General features: G+C 51.5%; 21 protein-coding genes and 3 riboswitches. Of the genes, 3 read left to right on the forward strand and 18 right to left on the reverse strand.

The features are described from left to right. Positions 1-12 precede the first annotated feature (12 nt). Positions 13-993: a DUF3048 domain-containing protein gene (locus ACXADP_RS17750; RefSeq protein ID WP_474972048.1), complete on the reverse strand. Its 981-nt coding sequence runs from the start codon at positions 991-993 to the stop codon at positions 13-15. Between the two features lie 34 nt (positions 994-1,027). Beyond that, the gene (locus tag ACXADP_RS17755) at positions 1,028-2,773 is read right to left on the reverse strand and encodes an adenine deaminase C-terminal domain-containing protein (protein WP_474972049.1); all 1,746 of its coding nucleotides are present in this window, start codon (positions 2,771-2,773) and stop codon (positions 1,028-1,030) included. A gap of 74 nt (positions 2,774-2,847) precedes the next feature. Here ACXADP_RS17755 and ACXADP_RS17760 point away from each other — a divergent pair, with 74 nt between their 5' ends. After that, positions 2,848-3,102 (forward strand): YgaP family membrane protein, encoded by a 255-nt coding sequence (locus ACXADP_RS17760; protein ID WP_474972050.1) that lies wholly within the window; start codon positions 2,848-2,850, stop codon positions 3,100-3,102. 148 nt (positions 3,103-3,250) lie between these two features. Then, positions 3,251-3,361 carry an EYxxD motif small membrane protein gene (locus ACXADP_RS17765; protein WP_169516209.1) on the forward strand — a complete coding sequence of 37 codons (111 nt, stop codon included), beginning with the start codon at positions 3,251-3,253 and terminating at the stop codon, positions 3,359-3,361. Here ACXADP_RS17765 and purD read toward each other — a convergent pair. The 14 genes from purD to ACXADP_RS17835 form a co-directional block, all read right to left on the reverse strand. After that, positions 3,320-4,603 carry a phosphoribosylamine--glycine ligase gene (gene purD, locus ACXADP_RS17770; RefSeq protein ID WP_474972051.1) on the reverse strand — a complete coding sequence of 428 codons (1,284 nt, stop codon included), beginning with the start codon at positions 4,601-4,603 and terminating at the stop codon, positions 3,320-3,322. The two genes, ACXADP_RS17765 and purD, sit on opposite strands and share 42 nt — an antisense overlap. A 21-nt stretch (positions 4,604-4,624) precedes the next feature. Further along, entirely contained in the window at positions 4,625-6,157 is a 1,533-nt protein-coding gene (gene purH / locus ACXADP_RS17775; protein WP_474972052.1) for a bifunctional phosphoribosylaminoimidazolecarboxamide formyltransferase/IMP cyclohydrolase, read from the reverse strand. Beyond that, positions 6,154-6,732 (reverse strand): phosphoribosylglycinamide formyltransferase, encoded by a 579-nt coding sequence (gene purN / locus ACXADP_RS17780; RefSeq protein WP_474972053.1) that lies wholly within the window; start codon positions 6,730-6,732, stop codon positions 6,154-6,156. Before purN ends, purH begins: the two co-directional genes overlap by 4 nt. Next, the gene (purM, locus tag ACXADP_RS17785; RefSeq protein WP_474972054.1) at positions 6,729-7,733 is read right to left on the reverse strand and encodes a phosphoribosylformylglycinamidine cyclo-ligase; all 1,005 of its coding nucleotides are present in this window, start codon (positions 7,731-7,733) and stop codon (positions 6,729-6,731) included. Before purM ends, purN begins: the two co-directional genes overlap by 4 nt. Positions 7,734-7,745: 12 nt before the next feature. Then, on the reverse strand, positions 7,746-9,158 hold the full coding sequence (gene purF / locus ACXADP_RS17790; RefSeq protein ID WP_474972055.1) for an amidophosphoribosyltransferase: 1,413 nt from the start codon (positions 9,156-9,158) through the stop codon (positions 7,746-7,748). Then, on the reverse strand, positions 9,134-11,359 hold the full coding sequence (gene purL / locus ACXADP_RS17795) for a phosphoribosylformylglycinamidine synthase subunit PurL (protein ID WP_474972056.1): 2,226 nt from the start codon (positions 11,357-11,359) through the stop codon (positions 9,134-9,136). Before purL ends, purF begins: the two co-directional genes overlap by 25 nt. Beyond that, complete coding sequence (gene purQ, locus ACXADP_RS17800) at positions 11,343-12,026, reverse strand: phosphoribosylformylglycinamidine synthase subunit PurQ (protein ID WP_474972057.1); 684 nt, start codon at positions 12,024-12,026, stop codon at positions 11,343-11,345. The genes purL and purQ overlap by 17 nt, the downstream gene beginning before the upstream one ends. Before the next feature lies 1 nt (position 12,027). Next, complete coding sequence (purS, locus tag ACXADP_RS17805; protein WP_027955719.1) at positions 12,028-12,273, reverse strand: phosphoribosylformylglycinamidine synthase subunit PurS; 246 nt, start codon at positions 12,271-12,273, stop codon at positions 12,028-12,030. Then, positions 12,261-12,980: a phosphoribosylaminoimidazolesuccinocarboxamide synthase gene (gene purC, locus ACXADP_RS17810; protein WP_474967393.1), complete on the reverse strand. Its 720-nt coding sequence runs from the start codon at positions 12,978-12,980 to the stop codon at positions 12,261-12,263. Before purC ends, purS begins: the two co-directional genes overlap by 13 nt. Before the next feature lie 59 nt (positions 12,981-13,039). Further along, positions 13,040-14,332 (reverse strand): adenylosuccinate lyase, encoded by a 1,293-nt coding sequence (gene purB, locus ACXADP_RS17815; RefSeq protein ID WP_474972058.1) that lies wholly within the window; start codon positions 14,330-14,332, stop codon positions 13,040-13,042. Positions 14,333-14,342: 10 nt separating this feature from the next. After that, entirely contained in the window at positions 14,343-15,470 is a 1,128-nt protein-coding gene (purK, locus tag ACXADP_RS17820) for a 5-(carboxyamino)imidazole ribonucleotide synthase (protein WP_474967391.1), read from the reverse strand. Further along, the gene (gene purE, locus ACXADP_RS17825; protein ID WP_474967390.1) at positions 15,460-15,951 is read right to left on the reverse strand and encodes a 5-(carboxyamino)imidazole ribonucleotide mutase; all 492 of its coding nucleotides are present in this window, start codon (positions 15,949-15,951) and stop codon (positions 15,460-15,462) included. The genes purK and purE overlap by 11 nt, the downstream gene beginning before the upstream one ends. Positions 15,952-16,058: 107 nt before the next feature. Then, a riboswitch (purine riboswitch) is annotated at positions 16,059-16,159 on the reverse strand. An 81-nt stretch (positions 16,160-16,240) separates the two neighbouring features. Beyond that, a complete protein-coding gene (locus ACXADP_RS17830; RefSeq protein WP_474972059.1) occupies positions 16,241-16,450 on the reverse strand; it encodes an NETI motif-containing protein in 210 nt (69 codons plus the stop codon). Beyond that, complete coding sequence (locus ACXADP_RS17835) at positions 16,410-16,988, reverse strand: DUF2179 domain-containing protein (protein ID WP_027955713.1); 579 nt, start codon at positions 16,986-16,988, stop codon at positions 16,410-16,412. Before ACXADP_RS17835 ends, ACXADP_RS17830 begins: the two co-directional genes overlap by 41 nt. Before the next feature lie 141 nt (positions 16,989-17,129). Between ACXADP_RS17835 and ACXADP_RS17840 the strand changes: the two genes are divergently transcribed. Further along, on the forward strand, positions 17,130-17,555 hold the full coding sequence (locus ACXADP_RS17840; protein WP_474972060.1) for an Hsp20/alpha crystallin family protein: 426 nt from the start codon (positions 17,130-17,132) through the stop codon (positions 17,553-17,555). 87 nt (positions 17,556-17,642) lie between these two features. Here ACXADP_RS17840 and ACXADP_RS17845 read toward each other — a convergent pair whose 3' ends face one another. Next, on the reverse strand, positions 17,643-18,977 hold the full coding sequence (locus ACXADP_RS17845; RefSeq protein WP_474972061.1) for an NCS2 family permease: 1,335 nt from the start codon (positions 18,975-18,977) through the stop codon (positions 17,643-17,645). Positions 18,978-19,133: 156 nt separating this feature from the next. Beyond that, positions 19,134-19,236, reverse strand: a riboswitch (purine riboswitch). Between the two features lie 79 nt (positions 19,237-19,315). Beyond that, positions 19,316-20,854 (reverse strand): glutamine-hydrolyzing GMP synthase, encoded by a 1,539-nt coding sequence (gene guaA, locus ACXADP_RS17850; protein ID WP_474970341.1) that lies wholly within the window; start codon positions 20,852-20,854, stop codon positions 19,316-19,318. A 129-nt stretch (positions 20,855-20,983) separates the two neighbouring features. Further along, positions 20,984-21,085, reverse strand: a riboswitch (purine riboswitch). Positions 21,086-21,105 lie beyond the last annotated feature (20 nt).

Genomic DNA, 21,105 nt, shown 5'->3' on the forward strand with positions numbered 1-21,105 from the left:
TCGGATTCCTCCTCAAAATTGAACCGCTGCGGATTCTGGTATAATGTTGATCCATGTATTTCCCGGGACGAACGGCACCTGCTCTTCCCCTTCATAAGGAAGCAGCCGTCCATCTGTATTCCGCCACTCCACTTCTTTCATCGTCCCTTTCTGCAAAAGAAAACCGCGTCCGCCTGAGGTCAAATCAACCTCCCTGCGGCCGGCCTCATCGATGATTTCGTGGCGGGCCTCTATCATCCATACATTATCGGCAGAAATCTGTTCCATCGTCGAACGATCCACAGACGGTTCTCCGTCGTCGAATCGAAGAAACCCATGATCGGAATACTGCCACCGGACTTGTGTCCTGCTGCCATAGGTGATTTCCACCTCATCAACCGGACGACCGTTTGGACTTTCATCTGTAAAATACAAAGCCTCCGGCGGGGCGTCCTCGGTTAAGCCTTTTTCACCGACCACACGATCCAGTCCTTCTGTCCAAAGGTAGGAATTGTGCGGTGCAGGACGGTCACCGGAACGGCGGAAAAGCCAGCCATTGTTGTCATAAACAGCACCATCGACAGCGTCCATGCTGGTGCCGGCAAGCTGCTGATATATGGAATGGGAAGCTCCGTGATAAGTGTAAAGAGCGTCATATCCATAGGCCAGCTCAAAATAATAGGGACGGGCGCTGCGTACCGGCCCGATTGTATCAGGAATATCACTGTGGAACAAAGCGAGAAAACGGGTGATCTGCCCTTCAGCAAGGACTTCATAGACGAGGTCTGCCTGACTGAGCCCGGACTGCGGCCGTGCTTTCGGATGGTTGTTGACCATCACACCGAGGACACGCCCGGATTTATCCCCTGCACCGGGTTCTCCCGTTAATGGAAAAACATCACCGGCAGGGACAGGATCAGGGGTTTCTGCTGCTTTTTCTCCAGGAGTCTCTCCTGTTGATTGGCAGCCAATAAGACCGGCGGTAAGCAGACCGATGAGCAGCAGCTTTTTCATACATGCACGTCCTTTAGATCATCCCACTTATATTTTAACGCATTATTGAAGGAAAGAGTACCTCTTTCTTTTTCACATCGATGATTCCAAGTGGTGTGATCCGGATAAATGGAAGATGCGTCGAAGACAGGAATAAAAGCGTATAAACAGGATCGGAGAAGGCGAATCCATAGGCTTTCAAATGGTTCTTCAACGTTTCTTCTTCTTCCATCAGTGTATTCATCGGCTTGTCGGACATGACTCCTCCGAGCGGAAGAGCCAGCTCAAAGATGACTTCCCCTTTGTTGACGAGTACGATGCCTCCCCCGATTTTTTTCATCCGGGCAAATGCCGTCCTCATATCCGCTTTCGATTTTCCGGTCAGAACAAGATCGCCTGTACTGCTGTATGAACTGACAAGGGCACCGAGTGAGGTTGTGAACCCTTTGATCAACGTGTTGACCTTCCATTCACCTTCACGGTCCATCAACATGAGAAATCCTTCGGAGTGATCCTCCGGCAGACGTTCCACACCTGTATCCGTATCCACTGCATAAGGTTTCATGATGACGTCATTGATCATTTCAAGACCGACCGGCATGGAAAACTGCAGATCCTGTTCGGTGAGATCCCAGTCCAGGTTCAGCTTATCGATTCCGTTTTTCTTCCATTCTACAGGAGATAGGGTTTCTACAGCCTGTCCATCCTTTTTCACCCATTCGCCTTTAGCAAGAACAGAATGGGGCGTCGGATTATCCGGGCTTGATAAGAAGTTCAAATGAGCGACGCGTCCGGCGTTCAGGCTGCCGACACGGTTTTCGATCGTAAAGTGACGGGCGGAATTGTATGTCGCCATCATATAGGCATCAATTTCCGGAACACCGGCATCGAGAGCAATCTGAATACACTGATTGATCAGTCCTTCACGATAAAAACCGGGGGTAGATCCGTCGGTCGTATACATCATGTGGTCGAACTGCTGATGTCCTTTTTCCATAAGTCCCTGCAGAATATCCGGCAGATCCGGACGGATGGAAGAATAGCGCAGTCCTGTCTGGTAACCGATGGCGAGGCGGTTCAGCACATCATCAGCCGTCATCGACTCGTGCTCGGAATCCATGCCGAGCAGCCGCATCTTCACCAGTGTTTTCTCTGATGCGCCGGGCAGGTGGGCTTCAAGCGGCTTGCGGGCCCGCTTCGTTTCCTGCATCCAGTGGAGGATCTGCTCGTCCCCGTTATACAAAACATCCGGCCAGGCCGTCAGCTCTCCGCCCTGAATGACGGCGTCGTGCTCAATCCACGATTCGATCTGCTCATCAAACGCTTCTCTGTCCTCATCCTTTAATACGGACTGAGGATCAAAGCGCGCCCACCAGTACATCGAAGCAGGCAGATTCATAAATTCTTCGAGCAGAGAAAACGCTTTCTCTTTGTCCGTTAAAAAAAGCCACATCAAGTTGTCATTAATGAGCGTTGTCGTTCCCGTGGCGGCTGCATATTCTCCAAGGCTCTGGGGATTATATAACTGGAATGGATGGGCATGCGGTTCAATGTAACCCGGGACGATCCAGTTGTCCCTGCCATCAATCACTTCCGTTCCTTCTGTATGGGCAGGAAGCTCCTGTCCCGTATATATGATACGGTCTTCGTAAATCCAGATGTGACCGGTCATCCACTGTTTCAAATACACGTTCAAGTATGTTGTATGGGTAATCAGTTTCGTCGGCGCCACTTTCCCGTCCATGACAGCTGCATGTTCCCGCAGCTGACGGTTGCGCCAGCGAAAGCGTGTTTCGTTCATGGAGCGTACCTCCCTGATTTCATTATGTTCTATCGTAACACAGGATATTCCAATCTGCTAAGGAGGAACCTGTTATGAAACCGAATATCGGCCTGATCAACAGCATGATCCGGATCACAGCAGGCTTCAGCATGCTGACGTACTTGACGATCCGCGGAGCGCGCAAGGAAAGATCTTCCTCCCATCCGCTGCTGATCATAATGGCTTCCTTGAAGATCGCGGAAGGCATCGTACGTTTCTGTCCTCTCACTGCTTTATACGAATCAGCAGCCGTAGAGACAGACGGAAAAGAAGAACCCTGGGCACAGAACCTGCCGGATGACGCTTGAAAAGGTGGGAATGATCGATGATGTTTCTGCCACTCCTCTATCTTTTCAGCCGTTATAAAAAGAAGAAGGACGAACAGAAAGAGGAACCTGCAGGATAATAAAAAGAGCGGGGACATGCCCCGCTCTTACTTATAAAGGATGAATGAACGTGTACTTTTTAGAATATGTGACCGATGTCGGCTTCGTCATTCTCACGATCATCGGGACGATTGCCGCTTTAGGTGCGGTGTTTCTCCGTTCCCGAAGAAAAAAGAGTTGACCTTCCGATATCCCGGCGGTAGAAAAAGTCATCAAACGTGTCGAATACTTGAAGAGAGCGGTAGGCCTTGTCCAGCGCTTCTTCGGTATTCCTGCCGAGACTGCCGGCAAGGAGAACACGGCCGCCGTTTGATACATACCCTTTTTCATCGAGGGCGGTTCCGGCATGGACAAAAAACGCGGACTTGTCTGTTTTCAGCTCTGGAAGGAGACGTCCCTTATCATAGGATCCCGGATAGCCTTTGGAAGCAACCACCACACCGGCACAGAACTGCTTTTTCCAGGTAAGTCCCGGGTCTTTTCCGTCAAGAACGTCAAGAAGGACCTGGACGAGGTCGTTTTCCAATAGCGGCAGAACCACCTGTGTTTCCGGATCACCGAAACGGGCATTGAATTCAATCACCTTTGGACCTTCGTTCGTTTCAATCAATCCGGCATAGAGAATCCCTGTAAAGGATCGATCTTCCTCGACCATCGCTTCGGCGGCTGGGCGGACAATCGTTTCAAGCGCTGTCTCATAGGATGCCCTGGACAGCGCCGGAACGGGAGCATATGCGCCCATCCCGCCGGTATTTGGGCCTTGGTCCCCTTCAAAGGCACGCTTATGATCTCTTGCCGGAACCATAGGATAAACGTTTCCTCCACGAACGAAGGCCATTAAGGAAAATTCATCTCCAGCCAGGAACTCCTCAATAACCACTTCCCGGCCTGCTTCCCCGAAGCGGCCGTCTCCGAGCATTTCTTCAACGGCCTGCTCTGCTTCTTGGACGGATTCTGCTACAACGACCCCTTTGCCGGCGGCCAGGCCGTCCGCTTTGACGACGATTGGCGCGCCTTTTTCAGCGATATAGGCTTTCGCCTTATCCGCATCGGTGAACGCTTCATAATCCGCTGTCGGAATGTTGTATTTTTTCATAAGCTGCTTGGCAAAATGCTTGCTTCCTTCAATGAGGGCCGCACGGCCGCTCGGGGCAAACACAGGAAGACCGGCCTTTGTGAACGCATCAGCCAGACCGGCGGCAAGCGGATCTTCCGGGCCGATAATTGTCAGGCGAATATCCTTTTCCTTCGCAAACGCCACGAGCGCTTCCTGATTTCCTTCATCAATGGTGATGCACTCGGCCTGTTCGGTCATGCCCGCGTTTCCGGGAGCCGCATATAACCGCTCCACCCGGTCACTTTCCGCAAGTTTCTGGATCAGACTGTGCTCCCGGCCGCCGCGTCCAATTACTAAAACGTTCATTGTCCTTCATCCTTTCTGTATTTAATGCTTAAAGTGACGCATTTTCGTAAAGACCATGGCGATGCCGTGCTTGTTGCAGGCATCAATGGAATCCTGGTCGCGTTTCGATCCACCCGGCTGGATGATGGCTGTGACACCGGCCGCTGCCGCCGTTTCCACTGTATCCGGCATCGGGAAAAAGGCGTCGGAGGCAAGAATGCTGCCCTCTGCTTTTTCACCCGCCTGCTCAAGAGCAATCTTCGCAGCACCTACCCGGTTCATCTGACCGGCCCCGACGCCAAGCGTGCGGTCGCCTTTGGCTACGATGATGGCGTTGGATTTGACGTGCTTCACGACTTTCCAGCCAAGCTTCAAGTCTTCCATTTCCTGCTGGGACGGCGCACGATCTGTTGCCACTTCCAACTCCACCTGATCCAGCGATCCTTCGTCCGTATCCTGGACAAGCAGACCGCCGTTCACGCTTGTCAGCTTATGGGATGGGCGGTCGGATTTCTTCATATCCACCCGGAGTAAACGCAGGTTCTTTTTCTTTGTGAGAATGTCGAGCGCTTCCTGGCTGAAGGATGGAGCGATGATGATTTCAAGGAAAATCTCCTTCAGCTTGGCGGCTGTCTCTCCATCGACTTCCCTGTTCAGCGCGACGATTCCTCCGAAGATGGAAACGGGATCTCCTTCATACGCTTTCCCATAGGCCTCATACAGATTTTCACCGACACCGACGCCGCACGGGTTCATGTGCTTCACAGCGACAGCTGCAGGCTCATTGAATTCAAGGACGACTTCAAGGGCCGCATTGGCATCCTGGATATTATTATAGGAAAGCTCCTTGCCGTTCAGCTGCTCCGCTTCTGCGAGGGATGTTCCCTCCACCGCTGCCTTCTTATAAAAAGCAGCACTCTGGTGCGGATTTTCTCCGTAACGGAGGGACTGGACTTTTTCATATGTAACGGTATACGTTTCCGGATAAGCCTCTTCCGTCAAATCAGAGAAATACCCAGCAATCATGCTGTCATAATTCGCGGTATGACGGAACACCTTGGCTGCCAGACGGCGGCGTTCTTCATAAGAAAGTTCTCCCTGATTAAGGCCTTCGACGACCGTTTCATAATCAGATGGATCGACGACCACCGCGACATCTTCAAAGCTTTTCGCCGCTGCCCGCAGCATTGTCGGACCGCCGATATCGACGTTTTCAACCGCTTCGGCTTCGGTCACACCTTCTTTGGCGATTGTTTCTTTGAATGGATACAGGTTTACAGCCACAAGGTCAATGGTCTGGATATTCAGTTCGTCCAGCTGCTCCATATGCTCTTTGTTGGAACGCTTAGCCAGAAGGCCACCATGGACAGACGGATGCAGCGTTTTGACACGGCCATCCATAATTTCCGGAAAATCGGTCACTTCAGAAATCGAAAGCACCGGAATGCCCGCTTCTTCTATCGTGCGTTTTGTCCCACCTGTGGAAACGAGCTCATAACCAAGCTCATTCAGACGGCGGGCGAAGTCTGTTAACCCCTGTTTATTGGATACGCTTAAAAGGGCGCGTTTTTTCATTTGTATTCCTCCTTGGGTAGTAAAGACTGGATGACTTCTGGATAAAGGCGGTGCTCTACGGTCTGGATGCGGCGCTGAACGTCTTCCCTGCTGTCATCATCATAGATAGGGACAGGCTCCTGGGCAATGATCGGGCCGGTGTCCATGCCGTCGTCGACAAAATGAACCGTCACGCCTGTCACTTTCACCTGTTTGTCGAGCGCCTGTCCGATCGCATCTTTTCCTGGAAAGGCCGGAAGAAGGGACGGATGTATGTTCATTATCCTTCCTTCGTAAGGGGCCAGCAGCGTCGGTCCGATCAGGCGCATATAACCGGCAAGGACAATCCATTCCACATTCCTGGAGCGCAGGTCCTCGAGAATCGACGCCTCGTAGGCAGCTTTATCCGGAAACATCTTCGGTGTATACACGACGGTATCGATTTCATGACGCTGGGCTTTTTCAATCACCGCTGCCCCGACCCGGTCACACACAAGCAGAGCGACGCGGGCATCAAGCTTCCCTTCTTCAATGGCTTTCACGATGGCATCAAAGTTGGAGCCGGTACCAGAAGCAAAAATCGCCAGCTGCTTCATATCAGCTCCACCCCCCGGCCCTTAGTCACGCGGCCAATGACCTTGGCTTCAGGACAGACCGATAATGCTTGTTCCACCTCTTCTTCCCTGATGACCGCTGCCATACCGATGCCCATATTGAAGACACCATACATCTCTTCTTCCGCGATGGAACCCTGCTCCTGTAAAAAACGAAACACAGGCGGGACGTCCCAGCTGCCCTGCTCAACAACAGCTCCGAAACCTTCCGGAAGCATGCGGGGTAGATTTTCATAAAAACCGCCGCCGGTGACGTGGGCCAGTCCTTTCACATCGACTGCTGCGCGAAGTTTTTTGACCGGATCGACGTAAATGACAGTCGGAGTCAACAGCATTTCCCCGAGCGGCAGGGCCATCCCCGGATACACCTGCTCCAAATCAAGCTCCTCCACGAGTTTTCTCACAAGCGAGAAGCCGTTGGAGTGGATGCCTGAAGAAGGCAGGCCGATGATGACGTCTCCTTCCTGAACGGACGCCCCTGTAATCAGCTTGTCCTTATCAGCCATACCGACGACAAAGCCGGCCAAGTCGTATTCATCCGCGTCGTACATGCCAGGCATTTCCGCCGTTTCTCCACCTACAAGCGCAGCACCTGATTGCTCACAGCCGTCCGCAATGCCTTTGACGATTTGTTCGATACGGGCGGGGTCATTTTTGCCACAGGCAATATAATCGAGAAAGAGCAGCGGATCCGCTCCCTGCGCCGCAATATCATTGACGCACATCGCTACGACATCCACCCCTATCGTATCATGACGATCGAGTTGGAAGGCGAGTTTGAGCTTCGTCCCCACCCCATCCGTTCCTGTGACAAGCACCGGATGATTGTAGGACATCCCGCTGATATCAAATAACCCGGCGAAGGCTCCGAGTCCGCCGATGACTTCCTTGCGCATCGTCCGGCTGACATGCTTTTTCATGCGCTCCACCGCTTCATAACCGGCTTCAACATCGACACCGGCCTGTTTATAGGATTGACTCATCTGTATACCTCCCTACGCTTTCTCATATGGATGCATCGTGTTCGGATAGATTTCGGTCGGGTAGTTCCCGGTAAAGCAGGCCATGCAGCCGCCGTGCCTCAAGGATTCCTCTCCCTGGTAGATGCTCTCATTCAAGCCTTCCGTCGATAAAAAGGCGAGGCTGTCCGCACCGATCTGTTCTTCCATCTCCTGAAGCGAATGATTCGCGGCGATCAGTTCCCCGCTGTTGGATGTGTCGATTCCGTAATAGCACGGATTCTTGATCGGAGGGGAGGCAATTCTGACGTGGACTTCTGCGGCCCCTGCTTCTTTCAGCATCTTCACAATCCGCCGGCTGGTCGTTCCACGCACAATGGAATCATCGACCATGACGACCTTTTTCCCTTCAACGATCCCCCGGACAGCGGAAAGCTTCATCTTCACACCCTGCTCTCTCAGCTCCTGGGACGGCTGGATAAATGTCCGGCCGACGTAACGGTTTTTGATGAGCCCGAGCTCATAAGGAATTCCTGAAGCCTCGGCATATCCGATCGCGGCGGAAATACTGGAATCCGGTACGCCTGTTACGACATCCGCATCCACAGGCGCTTCTTCAGCCAGTGTTTTGCCCATCCGTTTACGGGAGGCGTGGACATTCTTTCCATCCACATTGCTGTCAGGACGGGAAAAATACACATATTCCATCGAGCAGAGCGTCCGCTGGATCGGTGCTGAAAACCGAATGGAATCAATGCCCTCATCAGAAATGACGAGCATTTCACCAGGATCGATTTCCCTTTCATACGTCGCACCGACGATATCGAAAGCGCACGTTTCTGAAGAAACCACCCAGCTTCCCCCTAAATGGCCGAGACTGAGGGGACGGAGGCCGCGTGGATCGTTAGCGACAAACATCCGGTCTTCGGTCATTAACAAAAAGGCATACGCTCCCTTGATCATGGAAAGGGCTTCTGTAACGGCCTGCTCCAACGGCAGATGACGCGCCCGCTTGATCAGGTGGGCGACGACTTCTGTATCCGACGTCGTCTGGAGGATGCTGCCCTGTCCTTCCAGCTGGTTTTTCAATGCCTGGGCATTCACAAGGTTGCCGTTGTGGGCAAGGGCAAGTCCGCCGGTCTGCGAACGGAACAGGAGCGGCTGAATATTTTCATAGCCCCCATCTCCCGCTGTTGCATAACGCACGTGACCGATGGACGCATGCCCCTGCAGATCTTCCAGCTGGTTTTCAGAGAATACTTCATTGATCAGCCCGTGTCCCTTGGCAAGCTTCAACTGCCCGCCATCCGTCGTTACAATGCCCGCGCCTTCCTGGCCGCGATGCTGCAGAGCGTGGAGACCATAGTACGTCAGCTGGGCAGAATCCGGATGACCCCAGACACCAAAAATCCCACATTCTTCATTTAAGCCTTTGATTTCACCAAGCATGAAAGAGCTCCTTTCCAAGCTGTTTTCAGCACAGATGTCTTTTCCTCCATCACAACGTCTTCCTGCTTCACTGTATACATGCCATTATCCGTCACTGTACCAATCTGCTGCGCTCCAGGTGCGGCCTTCTCAAACGCGTCTTTGTTTTCCGGATGGATGGTCACAAGGAAACGGGACTGGGTTTCTGAGAAAAGGGCTGTCGTGATATCCCCTTCGATCGTGACATCACAGCCAAACTCCTGATCGAATAACGTTTCCGCAAGAGCTACAGCCAGACCACCTTCGGACAGGTCATGAGCAGATTCGACAAGACCAGAGCGGATCGCTGTCAGCAGCTGGTTCTGACGCTGCGCTTCGACTTCTAAATCCAATTCCGGTGCTTTTCCGAAATGCCGGCCTTCCAACAACCCCTGCAGCTCGCTTCCTCCGAATTCCGGTTTCGTTTCCCCGATCACATAAATGAGGTCGCCGGCGGCTTTCGCGTGGGAACGTGTGATATGGCGGACATCTTCAATTAAACCGACCATGCCGACAATCGGCGTCGGATAGATGGCCTGTCCGCCGAACGATTCGTTGTAAAGACTGACGTTCCCGCTGATGACCGGGGTGCCGAGGGTGCGGCAGGCTTCACTCATTCCATCAACGCTTTTTTCCATCTGCCAGAAAATTTCCGGGTTTTCCGGAGATCCGTAGTTCAGACCGTCCGTAATTCCAAGCGGACGGCCGCCGGAGCAGACAATATTACGTGCCGCTTCCGCCACGGCAATCTGGCCGCCCACTTCCGGGTCGAGGTAAATGTAGCGGGAATTACAATCCGTGGTCATGGCCAGCGCCTTGTCCGTTCCACGCACACGAAGTACCGCGGCATCAGAACCCGGTGAGACCACTGTGTTCGTCTGGACCATGTAGTCGTACTGGTCATACACCCACTCTTTACTTGCAATCGTCGGCTGCTGCAGAAGGGCAAGCAGGGTTTTCGTATATTCCGTCACGGCCGGCTTGTAATCTTCCATACGTTGAAACTCTTCATAATACTCCGGTACTTTGGACGGCTGGTGATAGACCGGGGCATCCTCTGCAAGGGAATCCACCGGAACATCCGCAGCCACTTCCCCGTGATGTTCAAGGCGGAAGCGCTTCGTATCGGTCACTTCACCGACCGCAACGGCTTCAAGATCATACTTCCGGAAGACAGCAGCAATTTCCTCTTCCCGGCCTTTCTCAACCACTAAAAGCATCCGCTCCTGTGATTCCGACAGCATCATCTCATAAGCCGTCATGTTCTCCTCACGCTGGGGAATGTGATCAAGATTCATCGTCATGCCGGTTCCCGCTTTACTCGCCATCTCACTGGCGGAGGAAGTTAGACCAGCGGCGCCCATATCCTGAATGCCGACAAGGGCATCATGATGAATGACCTCCAGACAGGCTTCGATCAGCAGCTTTTCCATAAATGGATCGCCGACCTGGACCGATGGACGCTTCTCTTCAGACTCTTCCGATAATTCTTCAGAAGCGAAGGTCGCTCCGTGGATCCCGTCCCGGCCGGTTTTAGCCCCGACATACATGACCGTATTTCCGATACCGGCTGCAATCCCTTTTTGGATATCCTTATGATCAATCAACCCGACACACATCGCATTGACGAGCGGATTGCCGTTGTAGGCATCATCAAACTGGACTTCCCCGCCCACTGTCGGCACACCGACACAGTTGCCGTAGCCGGCGATGCCGCGTACGACTTCTTCAAACAAATATTTCACCCGTGGACGCTCAAGCGATCCAAACCGGAGAGAATTCAGTAACGCTACAGGACGGGCGCCCATGGAAAATACATCACGCAGAATACCACCGACCCCTGTCGCTGCCCCCTGATACGGTTCAACAGCAGACGGGTGGTTGTGGCTTTCGATCTTGAATACCACCGCCTGGTCATCTCCGATATCAATGATTCCGGCTCCTTCCCCAGGGCCTTGAAGGACATGGGAACCTTCTGTCGGAAACTTCTTCAGCAGTGGCTTTGAGTTTTTGTAGCTGCAGTGCTCCGACCACATGACCGAAAACAAGCCGATTTCTGTATAGTTCGGACGGCGGCCGAGAATGTTCACCACCGAGGTGTATTCGTCATCCGTCAGACCCATGTCTGCATATAAACGGTTCTGTTCAATCATTTCCGGACTGATCTCAAGCGTTGATGGCATAATGTTCCCTCCAATAGGTCAAAATCGATTGAAAAAGCCGAAGGCCGTCATCAGTGCCGAGCAGGGCATCGACCGCCCGCTCCGGGTGCGGCATCATACCGAGGACATTGCCTCTCTCATTGACGATACCGGCAATATCACCGGCTGATCCGTTCGGGTTCGTCTGATAAGTGAAAACCACCTGCTTGTTCTTACGAAGACGCTCAAGCGTTGACTGGTCACAAAAGTAATTGCCGTCTCCATGGGCAATGGGAATCTGGATTTCTTCCTTCTCTTTATACGACTGCGTAAACGGTGTATCAGCATTCTCTACGATCAGCGTTTCGGTATGACACATGAACTTCAGATTTTCGTTCGGCAGCATCGCCCCCGGCAGCAGGCCGGTTTCCAATAAAATTTGAAACCCGTTGCATACGCCAAGCACCGGTTTCCCGGCTTCTGCGGCAGCACGGATCTGCTCAACGATGGGAGAAGTCGCTGCAATCGCTCCTGAACGCAGGTAATCTCCGTAAGAAAAGCCACCCGGCAGAAACACAGCATCATAGTCTGCTAGATTCGCTTCCTGATACCAGACAAGATCTGCGTCTGCACCAAGTTCATCTTTGACGGCATGGTACATATCACGGTCACAGTTCGATCCTGGAAAGACGACGACGGCACATTTCACGTCAGCCAGCCTCCTCTATCGTATACGTATAGTTTTCAATGACCGGATTGGCGAGAAGCTGATCACACATCTTGTCGATTTCGGCTTCCAAATCTTCCTTGTCATCAACGAGAACCTCCATGTATTTCCCGACACGAACGTCGTGAACGTTATTGTATTCCAGTGATTTCAAGGAATGCTGAACGGCCTTGCCCTGCGGATCCAGGACCCCTTCTTTCAACGTAATGTGAATCTTTACTTTGCGCATACGCTCTCCTCCAGTCGTTGTAAAATCCGTTCATACGTATCTGTCAAACTGCCAATCCCTTCACGAAAAACGTCTTTATCCATTTTTGTGCCTGTTTCCAAGTCCCAGAGCCTGCACGTATCCGGGGATATTTCATCAGAGAGGACGAGGCGGCCATCAGAGAGGAAACCGAATTCCAGTTTAAAATCGATCAGCTCAAGACCGGCTTTCTGAAAAATGCTGCTCAGATGCTCATTGATGAGAAGCGCCTGTTCCTTGATCAAGGTGAGGTCCTGTTCACGGATCCCCGTCAAATGATAGGCGTGGACATCATTGATCAGCGGATCATCCAGTTCATCATTTTTGTAAAAGAGTTCAAGAATGGGTGGTTGAAAGAGTGTCTGTTCAGAGATACCGAGGCGGCGGGTGATGCTGCCTGCGGCTTTATTGCGGACAACGACTTCGAGCGGAACGATATCTGTCTTGTAGACGAGCTGCTCGGTTTCGTTTAAAGCTTGAATGAAGTGGGTCTTGATGTGTTGTTGATGTAAGGATTGAAAGACTTTTGAGGTAATCAGGTTGTTCAGACGGCCTTTGCCGGGGAACGACTCCTTTTTCTTTCCATTAAAGGCGGTCGCGTCATCTTTATAGGATAAAATCAACTGTTCAGGATCGTCGGTATGGTACACACGCTTCGCTTTTCCTTCATATAAAAGGGAACCTTTCATAAAAGCAGCACCTCACTTGTTTTGTTAGGGAAGGACCTGCATCCGCAGGTCCTTGATGATTACAAACCAATACGATCGAAAATACGGTCCACCTGTTTGAGGTGGTGCTTATAGTCAAAGCAGGCATCCAGCTGCTCTGAGGAAAGCGTCGACGTGATCTTCTCATCTGCTTCGATCAGCTCACGGAACGGAATGCCCTCTTCCCAGGCTTCCATCGCCTTCGGCTGCACAAGATCGTATGCCTCCTCACGCACCATGCCTTCGTCAATAAGGGTAAGCAGCACACGCTGGGAGAAAATCAACCCGTAGGTTTTCTCCATATTCTCCTGCATACGCTCTGGGAAGACCGTCAAGTTTTTCACGAGCCTGCCAAAACGGTTCAGCATATAATTCAGGGCAATGGTCGCATCCGGAAGAATGATCCGTTCGGCAGAAGAGTGGGAGATATCCCGTTCATGCCAGAGCGGCACATTTTCAAACGCGGTCATCATTTCTCCACGCAGTACGCGGGCCATCCCTGTCATGTTTTCCGAACCGATCGGGTTCCGTTTGTGGGGCATCGCAGAGGAACCTTTCTGTCCTTTCGCGAAATACTCTTCCACTTCACGCGTTTCCGTCTTCTGAAGGCCGCGGATTTCTACAGCGATTTTTTCCATGGATGTCGCAATCAAAGCCAGGGTGGACACGTAATGGGCGTGGCGGTCCCGCTGCAGTGTCTGCGTGGAGACAGGAGCAGCAGCCAGTCCAAGCTTCTCACAGACGTACGCTTCGACAAAAGGATCGATGTTGGCATACGTACCGACCGCACCGGAGAGCTTTCCGACTTCGATCTGTTTGATTGCCAGGTCGAGACGCTCAAGGTTACGCTTCATTTCTTCATAATAAAGCGCCATCTTCAAGCCGAATGTCGTCGGCTCTGCATGGACTCCGTGTGTACGGCCCATCATGACGGTGTGTTTATGTTCCTGTGCTTTTTCACCAAGAATATCAATGAAGTTGACCAAGTCGCGGCGGATGATTTCGTTCGCCTGCTTCAGTTGATAGGACAAGGCGGTGTCGACAACGTCCGTAGAGGTCAGTCCGTAATGGACCCATTTACGTTCTTCTCCGACCGTTTCGGAAACGGCACGCGTAAAGGCTACAACATCATGCCGCGTTTCCTGTTCGATTTCATGTATGCGGTCGATGGAGAAGGATGCTTTTTCGCGCAGCTTTTCGACATCTCCCTTGGGAATGATGCCAAGCTCACTCCATGCTTCACAAGCCAGCAGTTCAACTTCAAGCCAGGCCTGATAACGATTTTCTTCCGTCCAGATGGCTCCCATTTCCGGGCGTGTATAACGTTCAATCATAGTCTTCCTCCTACCAATAATGGATCTGATTTTGTTCGATGCGTTCATCGATCTCTTCGAGTGTGTCACCGATGAAGGTCAGGTGCCCCATCTTGCGTGTGGTCCGGGCTTCTTTTTTCCCGTAGTCATGAAGGTGGCCGCCTGTATAGTATTCAATCCGGTCATTGAGAATGCCGCGGTGTTTTCCGAGGACATTGATCATCACGGCTGCGCCGAAGGTATGTACCGGCAGCAGCGGCAGTCCACAGATGGCACGGATATGCTGTTCGAATTGCGAGACACTGCACGCTTCAATCGTGTAGTGTCCGGAGTTATGCGGACGCGGCGCCATTTCGTTAATGTAGATATCATCGCCGCTGACGAACATTTCCACAGCAAACGTCCCGACAACGCCGATACGTTCGGCCAGGGCCTCAACGGCGGCTTTCGCCTTATCAAGGACAACGTCCGACACCTGGGCCGGAACCCGGGTTTCATGAAGAATCTGCTGTCTATGGATATTTTCCGCAAGAGGGAAATAAACGATACTTCCATCCTGTCCACGGGTGAAAACCTGGGAGATTTCAAGATCGAAAGGAATCCACTGTTCCACGATATACGTGCCGCCTTCTTTCAGAAAAGAAGGGAGATTCTCAAGATCTGACTCCTGTTCGAGTTTCAGCTGACCTCTGCCGTCATAGCCGCCGCTGATCGTTTTCATAACTGCCGGATATCCAATCTCTTTGACGGCCTGACCGGCTTCTTCCGACGTATGGACGATACGGTAATCCGGTACAGCAAGGCCGGCGTCTACAGCAAAGGCCTTCTCTTTCTCACGATTCTGTGTCACCTCGAGGGCAAGCGTGCCCTGGGGAAGCTTGTCTGCTTCAGCAAAAAAACGGGAAACACCGGCGTCCACATTTTCAAATTCGTAGGTGACCACCTGGCTGATTGTATTCAACCGCTCTGCAGCTTCAAAGTCATCATAGGCAGCTACAATATGATGGTCGGCCACCGGTGCACAGGGGCAGTCTTCGGATGGATCCAGCACAGCAATCCGGTACCCCATATGCCTGGCAGCGAGCGCCATCATTTTTCCAAGCTGGCCGCCGCCGAGGATGCCGATGGTCTGGCCTGGACGGATGACATTAATATTCATCGAGCTCCCTCCTCATATTTCCGACTTTCTCTTTCATCCGGCTGCGGTACTCCTCCAGCCGTCCAGCTGTTTCTTTATCAAAAGCCCCCAGCATTTCTGCTGCGAGAAGCCCGGCGTTCTTAGCCCCGGCTTTTCCAATCGATACGGTGGCTACAGGAACGCCGCCGGGCATCTGGACAATGGAAAGAAGGGAATCCATGCCTTGAAGCGATTTTGATTCAACCGGTACCCCGATGACGGGGAGTGTCGTCTTAGAAGCGACCATTCCAGGCAGGTGGGCAGCTCCCCCTGCGCCGGCAATGATGACCTTCAGCCCTTTCTGGCGGGCGGTTTCACTGTATTCAAACATATCTTCCGGTGTCCGGTGGGCAGATATGATTTCTTTTTCGTAATCGACGGCCAGTTCATCCAGGACGATGCAGGCTTCCTGCATCGTATCCCAGTCCGAAATACTTCCCATAATGATCCCAACTTCAGCCATGCGCTCTCCCTCGTTTCTTTGTGAAGTAACATAAAAAAAGCCTGCCCGACCGCTCAATCAATGAGAGGAGTCGAACAGGCATACGTCGGCCAAGGCCGGCCGGGCGCCGCTGACATAACTCCCCTCATAGTCCGGGACTTTACGGTTCCCAGGTAGAGACGTGCGGGCCATATCCCCGCCTTATATGAGGTCGTCTATGCAATTCTGTCTTTATCATATCAAGAATCTCTTTTGGCTGTCAACGCCATTGTCGAACAATGACATTTTATAATTGACAAATTGTTCGGTTTTACTGTTTAACGGCTTGAAATACGATCGTTTTTCCTACAGGCTCCATGACTTTTTCCCCGTTTCGGATTTCTTCACGGAAGACCGGCTCTTCCATGCGGCGGACGGGCATGTAGCCTTGACTCTTCATGCGGTCGAGACAATCATCGATCGTTTCATTTTCCTGCACTTCAAAACGCATTCTGCTGTTCCTGCTGTTCTTTTTGGGCATCGCGGATTTTTCCTCTCTTTACAGACTTCACCCAGAAGCCTCCATGGATCTGCTTTGGTTCATACGCAACGATAAAGGCTTTTGGGTCAATCGTACGGATGGTTTCATATAAACTGAGTTCATACTTTCGAGGAGTCAGGATCTGCATCGCCAGCCGGTCTCCCTCCATGCCGTACGCGTACCAGCTCGTCACCCCGTACCCTTTATCCCGGAGCTGACGGGTGAATTCGATATCCGGGTTCGAGGAGATGACGTTAACTGTAATATACCCGAGGGCGAGCTTCTCTTCAATCTTCATACCGACAATCACCCCTGTACCGTAACCGACAGCATAGGCAATAACGTTTTCAATCTGGTCCAGACGGTCAAGAACGATGCCTAGTCCGTAAATGTACGTGACGATTTCAAACATTCCGATAAACGCTGCGAAATACCGCTGTCCTTTTAATGTGAAAATCATACGAAGGGTAAAAAAGGATACATAAACGATGTTCACCGCTAATATGATGGCGATGAGTACAAGTGGGTTTTCAAACAATACAGACAGCCTCCTTTGCCCGGGATAAAGTGAAAATCTATCACCCGGACCGCTTCTCTTGCATACACTATAAACCATGAGAATAAAGGGGCACAACCGCTTTTCACCGCAATTACAGACAAATCTTGGAGGTGCAGGCTGATGGACCAGTTCAAGGATTGGAAAGGAAACTTCGACCGTTTCTTCGGCCAGGAATTCTGGGGCGGCTTTGAAGGGATGTTGAAGCCCGCCATACCGGCTGTCAACATCTATCAATACGATAATGAGCTGCTCTGTTTCGTCAACATTCCCGGCATGGACCACCCGAAAAATGTCGATGTTCTCGTCGACCACGCTACGTTAACATTGAAAGGGAAAATCGAAATCAACAACCGCGGTGGTCATCAGATCAAAGCAGAAATTGCCGACGGTACATTTGAACGTTCCATCGACCTCCCCTACCCTGTCCGGCATGACAAAATAGAAGCCACCTACAGGCACGGACTGCTGGTCGTCCAGCTTCACCGCTACATCCCTGATTCATCAAGACAGAAACCGATCACCATCCGCCACCTGGAGGATGAATAAAACCGGCGCCTGACAGAAGGCCGCCGGTTTTTTTATACCTTGACGGGGAAGTCATCCAAGAGTGCACCACTCTTTTCATAGACATCCTTATGCAAGGAAAATGAAATATAAGACGAAAATGACAAAAAGGAAATACATGATCGGATGAATTTCTTTGGATCGTCCTTTCAAGAACATTGTAATCGGATAGAAGATAAAGCCGATGGCAATCCCGGTGGCAATGCTGTACGTCAGTGGCATCGCAGCAATCGTAAAGAAAGCAGGGACGGCAATTTCAAACTCATCCCAGTCAATGCTCTTCAAGGTGGACGCCATCAGCACTCCGACAATGATCAATGCAGGTGCGGTAACTTCAGCAGTTACAACAGCGAGAAGCGGAGAGAAGAACAGGGCAAGCAGGAAAAATCCTGCCGTCACGACAGAAGCAAAGCCTGTCCGTCCACCTGCACCGACACCTGCGGTGGATTCAATGTAGGACGTCGTCGTAGAAGTCCCTACGACGGCCCCGACGACCGTAGCAGCGGAATCGGAGAACAGCGCACGGTTGGCCCGCGGCAGTTTGTTATCCTTCATAAACCCGGCCTGGGTGGCTACAGCCACAAGTGTACCGGCCGTATCAAAGAAATCGACGAAAAGGAACGTCAGGATGACTACGAGCATCTGGATCGTGAAAATATCCCCAAAGTGTGTCAACGCTGCACCGAACGTCGGTGCCACACTCGGCGCCGGACTGACAATGCCGCCAAGGCCAGATGGTGGATCAATCAAGCCCGTGAGAATCCCCATCAATGACGTCAGCACCATCCCGTAGAAAATGCCGCCCTTCAATCCGACAGCAAGCAGAATGACACTGACAATGATCCCGAAAACAGCGAGAAGCGTCGGTCCGGCGGTCAAATCACCAAGCTGCACCAGTGTCGCGTCACTGTTCTGTACGATCCCGGCGTTTTGAAAGCCGATAAACGCGATGAACAGCCCGATCCCCGCTCCGACAGCCAGCTTAAGGTTTCCAGGGATAGCATCAATGATCATCGTCCGCAGGCCGGTTACCGTTAACACAATAAAAATAAGTCCAGAAGCAAGTACGCCGGCAAGCGCTGTTTCCCACGGAATACCAAACCCGAGCACAACCGTATACGCAAAGAATGCGTTCAGTCCCATACCGGGAGCAAGAGCGATCGGATACTTCGCAAACAATCCCATAATCAATGTACCCACCGCGGCTGCTACGGCTGTAGCGGTGAATACGGCTCCCTTATCAATACGAGTGACCCCTTCAGGCAGAGCCTCAATGCCGTCCAGTGCGAGCGTGGACGGGTTGACAAACAAAATGTAGGCCATCGCGAGAAACGTTGTGAGCCCCGCCATGAATTCAATCCGATAGCTCGTTCCCATTTCCTTAAACTTAAAAAACTTACTCATTTGTAAATCCTCCCCTTTTTGTTTTCCGTCGCCTTTCTTATCGGGTCTCTTTATTTTTATGTTGACCCATCTCCCACAAAAAAAAGACACCCCTGGATAAAATCCAGGAGTGTCTGTAGATACGAGGATAAACGGACGTCTGCACATGCGTACAGGCAGTCGTCCATTCACCAGCGTAGTCAGACCAATTTACGGCGGTCTGGTAGAAACTCATGGGCCTTATCCCCAAAATTATACGAAGGTGATGCGTTATTGAATTGTCTTCAGCTTACATCGTTCGACAAGAACTGTCAACACTATTTCCGAACATTATTAAATAAAAACCCTTTAATGTTCGATTATTCCCATTCAATCGTTGCAGGCGGCTTACTCGTCACGTCATACACGACGCGGTTGATGTGATCGACCTCATTCACGATACGCGTCGATATTTTCTCCAGCACGTCCCATGGAATGCGGGCCCAGTCTGAAGTCATACCATCAATGGACGTAACCGCACGGATCCCGATCGTATAGTCGTAGGTACGCTCATCTCCCATGACTCCGACCGATCGGATATCAGGAAGCACAGTGAAATACTGCCAGATGTCACGATCCAGCCCGGCCTTTTTAATTTCATCGCGAAGGACGAAGTCAGATTCACGAACGATTTCCAGTTTCTCCTCTGTCACTTCTCCTAGAACACGGATGGCAAGACCTGGACCGGGGAACGGCTGACGCCAGACGATGTGTTCTGGTACACCAAGCTCCGTACCCAGCGCACGTACTTCATCCTTGAACAGCGTATTCAAAGGTTCGATCAATTGGAATTCCATATCCTCCGGAAGACCGCCGACATTATGGTGGGATTTGATCGTCTGAGCGGTTTCTGTTCCACTTTCGATAATGTCGGTATACAGTGTACCCTGGGCAAGGAAGTCAATGTCCTTCAGCTTTTCTGCTTCATCATCAAACACATAAATGAACTCATTGCCGATGATCTTCCGCTTTCTTTCCGGATCGGATACACCGTCAAGTTTGCTCATGAACCGCTCCTTGGCATCTATTTTAATAATGTTCATATTGAAGCCGTCACCCAGCGTACGCATGACGTCATCGGCTTCGTTCTTACGCAGCAGCCCGTGGTCGACGAAAATACACGTCAACTGATCTCCGATCGCCTTATGAATCAATGCTGCTACAACAGAGGAATCCACACCGCCGCTCAACGCACACAGCACTTTACGACCGCCCACCTGCTCACGGATTTTTTCCACTTCCATTTCTACCACGTGTTCCATCGTCCAGTCGTCCTTCGCTTCACAGACATCGAAAACGAAGCTGCGAAGAAGATCATTCCCATATTCTGAATGGCGGACCTCCGGGTGGAACTGGACGCCGTACATCTTTGCATCCTCGTGGCTGATGGCAGCTACAGGACAGGAATGGCTCGTCGCATCCACACGGAAACCTTCAGGAGCTTCGATTACTTTGTCACTGTGACTCATCCATACGGCCTGTTCTTTTGGTGTCTTGCGGAACAGGACCGGGTCTTCTGTAATGTGAATGTCGGCTTTGCCGTATTCGCGTTCCTTGGCCCGTTCTACTTTTCCATTAAAATGGTGGGTCATCAACTGCATGCCGTAACAGATGCCGAGCACCGGAATACCCAGTTCAAAAATCTGCTCATCACAACGGAAGCTGTTTTCTCCATATACGCTGTTCGGCCCACCGGAAAGGATAATGCCGCTCGGATTCAGCTCCTTGATTTTCTCTATGCTCATCTTGTGTGAATGCAGCTCACTGTACACGCCGAATTCGCGGATTCTTCGTGTGATCAACTGGTTGTACTGACTTCCAAAGTCGAGTACGAGAATCATTCCTTGTACGTTTTCCATATACGTTCCACTCCCTGTACCAAAATTGGTCCTGCCTGTTTCTTTCACTTCCCGTGCCATAAAAAAATGGACTCCTGCCTCTTGTATGCTGCATACAACGAAGGCAGAAATCCATCCATGTCAAGACACGTCTGTGACTCCCACCTTCATAGTCAGGGCATTTACGGTGCCCCGGTAGAGACTTTCGGGCCTTATTCCCGAGGATATACGAAGGAAGAATTCTATCTGATAATTTTCACTTATTCTATCAA

This window comes from Halobacillus sp. AWH4_228, from assembly GCF_056158365.1.

What these genes read in the sequence shown, in the direction of transcription:
- ACXADP_RS17750 (WP_474972048.1), bottom strand. Translation starts at nt 993, where the DNA reads ATGAAAAAGCTGCTGCTCATCGGTCTGCTTACCGCCGGTCTTATTGGC.
- ACXADP_RS17755 (WP_474972049.1), bottom strand. Translation starts at nt 2,773, where the DNA reads ATGAACGAAACACGCTTTCGCTGGCGCAACCGTCAGCTGCGGGAACAT.
- ACXADP_RS17760 (WP_474972050.1), top strand. Translation starts at nt 2,848, where the DNA reads ATGAAACCGAATATCGGCCTGATCAACAGCATGATCCGGATCACAGCA.
- purD (WP_474972051.1), bottom strand. Translation starts at nt 4,603, where the DNA reads ATGAACGTTTTAGTAATTGGACGCGGCGGCCGGGAGCACAGTCTGATC.
- purH (WP_474972052.1), bottom strand. Translation starts at nt 6,157, where the DNA reads ATGAAAAAACGCGCCCTTTTAAGCGTATCCAATAAACAGGGGTTAACA.
- purN (WP_474972053.1), bottom strand. Translation starts at nt 6,732, where the DNA reads ATGAAGCAGCTGGCGATTTTTGCTTCTGGTACCGGCTCCAACTTTGAT.
- purM (WP_474972054.1), bottom strand. Translation starts at nt 7,733, where the DNA reads ATGAGTCAATCCTATAAACAGGCCGGTGTCGATGTTGAAGCCGGTTAT.
- purF (WP_474972055.1), bottom strand. Translation starts at nt 9,158, where the DNA reads ATGCTTGGTGAAATCAAAGGCTTAAATGAAGAATGTGGGATTTTTGGT.
- purL (WP_474972056.1), bottom strand. Translation starts at nt 11,359, where the DNA reads ATGCCATCAACGCTTGAGATCAGTCCGGAAATGATTGAACAGAACCGT.
- purS (WP_027955719.1), bottom strand. Translation starts at nt 12,273, where the DNA reads ATGCGCAAAGTAAAGATTCACATTACGTTGAAAGAAGGGGTCCTGGAT.
- purC (WP_474967393.1), bottom strand. Translation starts at nt 12,980, where the DNA reads ATGAAAGGTTCCCTTTTATATGAAGGAAAAGCGAAGCGTGTGTACCAT.
- purB (WP_474972058.1), bottom strand. Translation starts at nt 14,332, where the DNA reads ATGATTGAACGTTATACACGCCCGGAAATGGGAGCCATCTGGACGGAA.
- purK (WP_474967391.1), bottom strand. Translation starts at nt 15,470, where the DNA reads ATGAATATTAATGTCATCCGTCCAGGCCAGACCATCGGCATCCTCGGC.
- purE (WP_474967390.1), bottom strand. Translation starts at nt 15,951, where the DNA reads ATGGCTGAAGTTGGGATCATTATGGGAAGTATTTCGGACTGGGATACG.
- ACXADP_RS17830 (WP_474972059.1), bottom strand. Translation starts at nt 16,450, where the DNA reads ATGCCCAAAAAGAACAGCAGGAACAGCAGAATGCGTTTTGAAGTGCAG.
- ACXADP_RS17840 (WP_474972060.1), top strand. Translation starts at nt 17,130, where the DNA reads ATGGACCAGTTCAAGGATTGGAAAGGAAACTTCGACCGTTTCTTCGGC.
- ACXADP_RS17845 (WP_474972061.1), bottom strand. Translation starts at nt 18,977, where the DNA reads ATGAGTAAGTTTTTTAAGTTTAAGGAAATGGGAACGAGCTATCGGATT.
- guaA (WP_474970341.1), bottom strand. Translation starts at nt 20,854, where the DNA reads ATGGAAAACGTACAAGGAATGATTCTCGTACTCGACTTTGGAAGTCAG.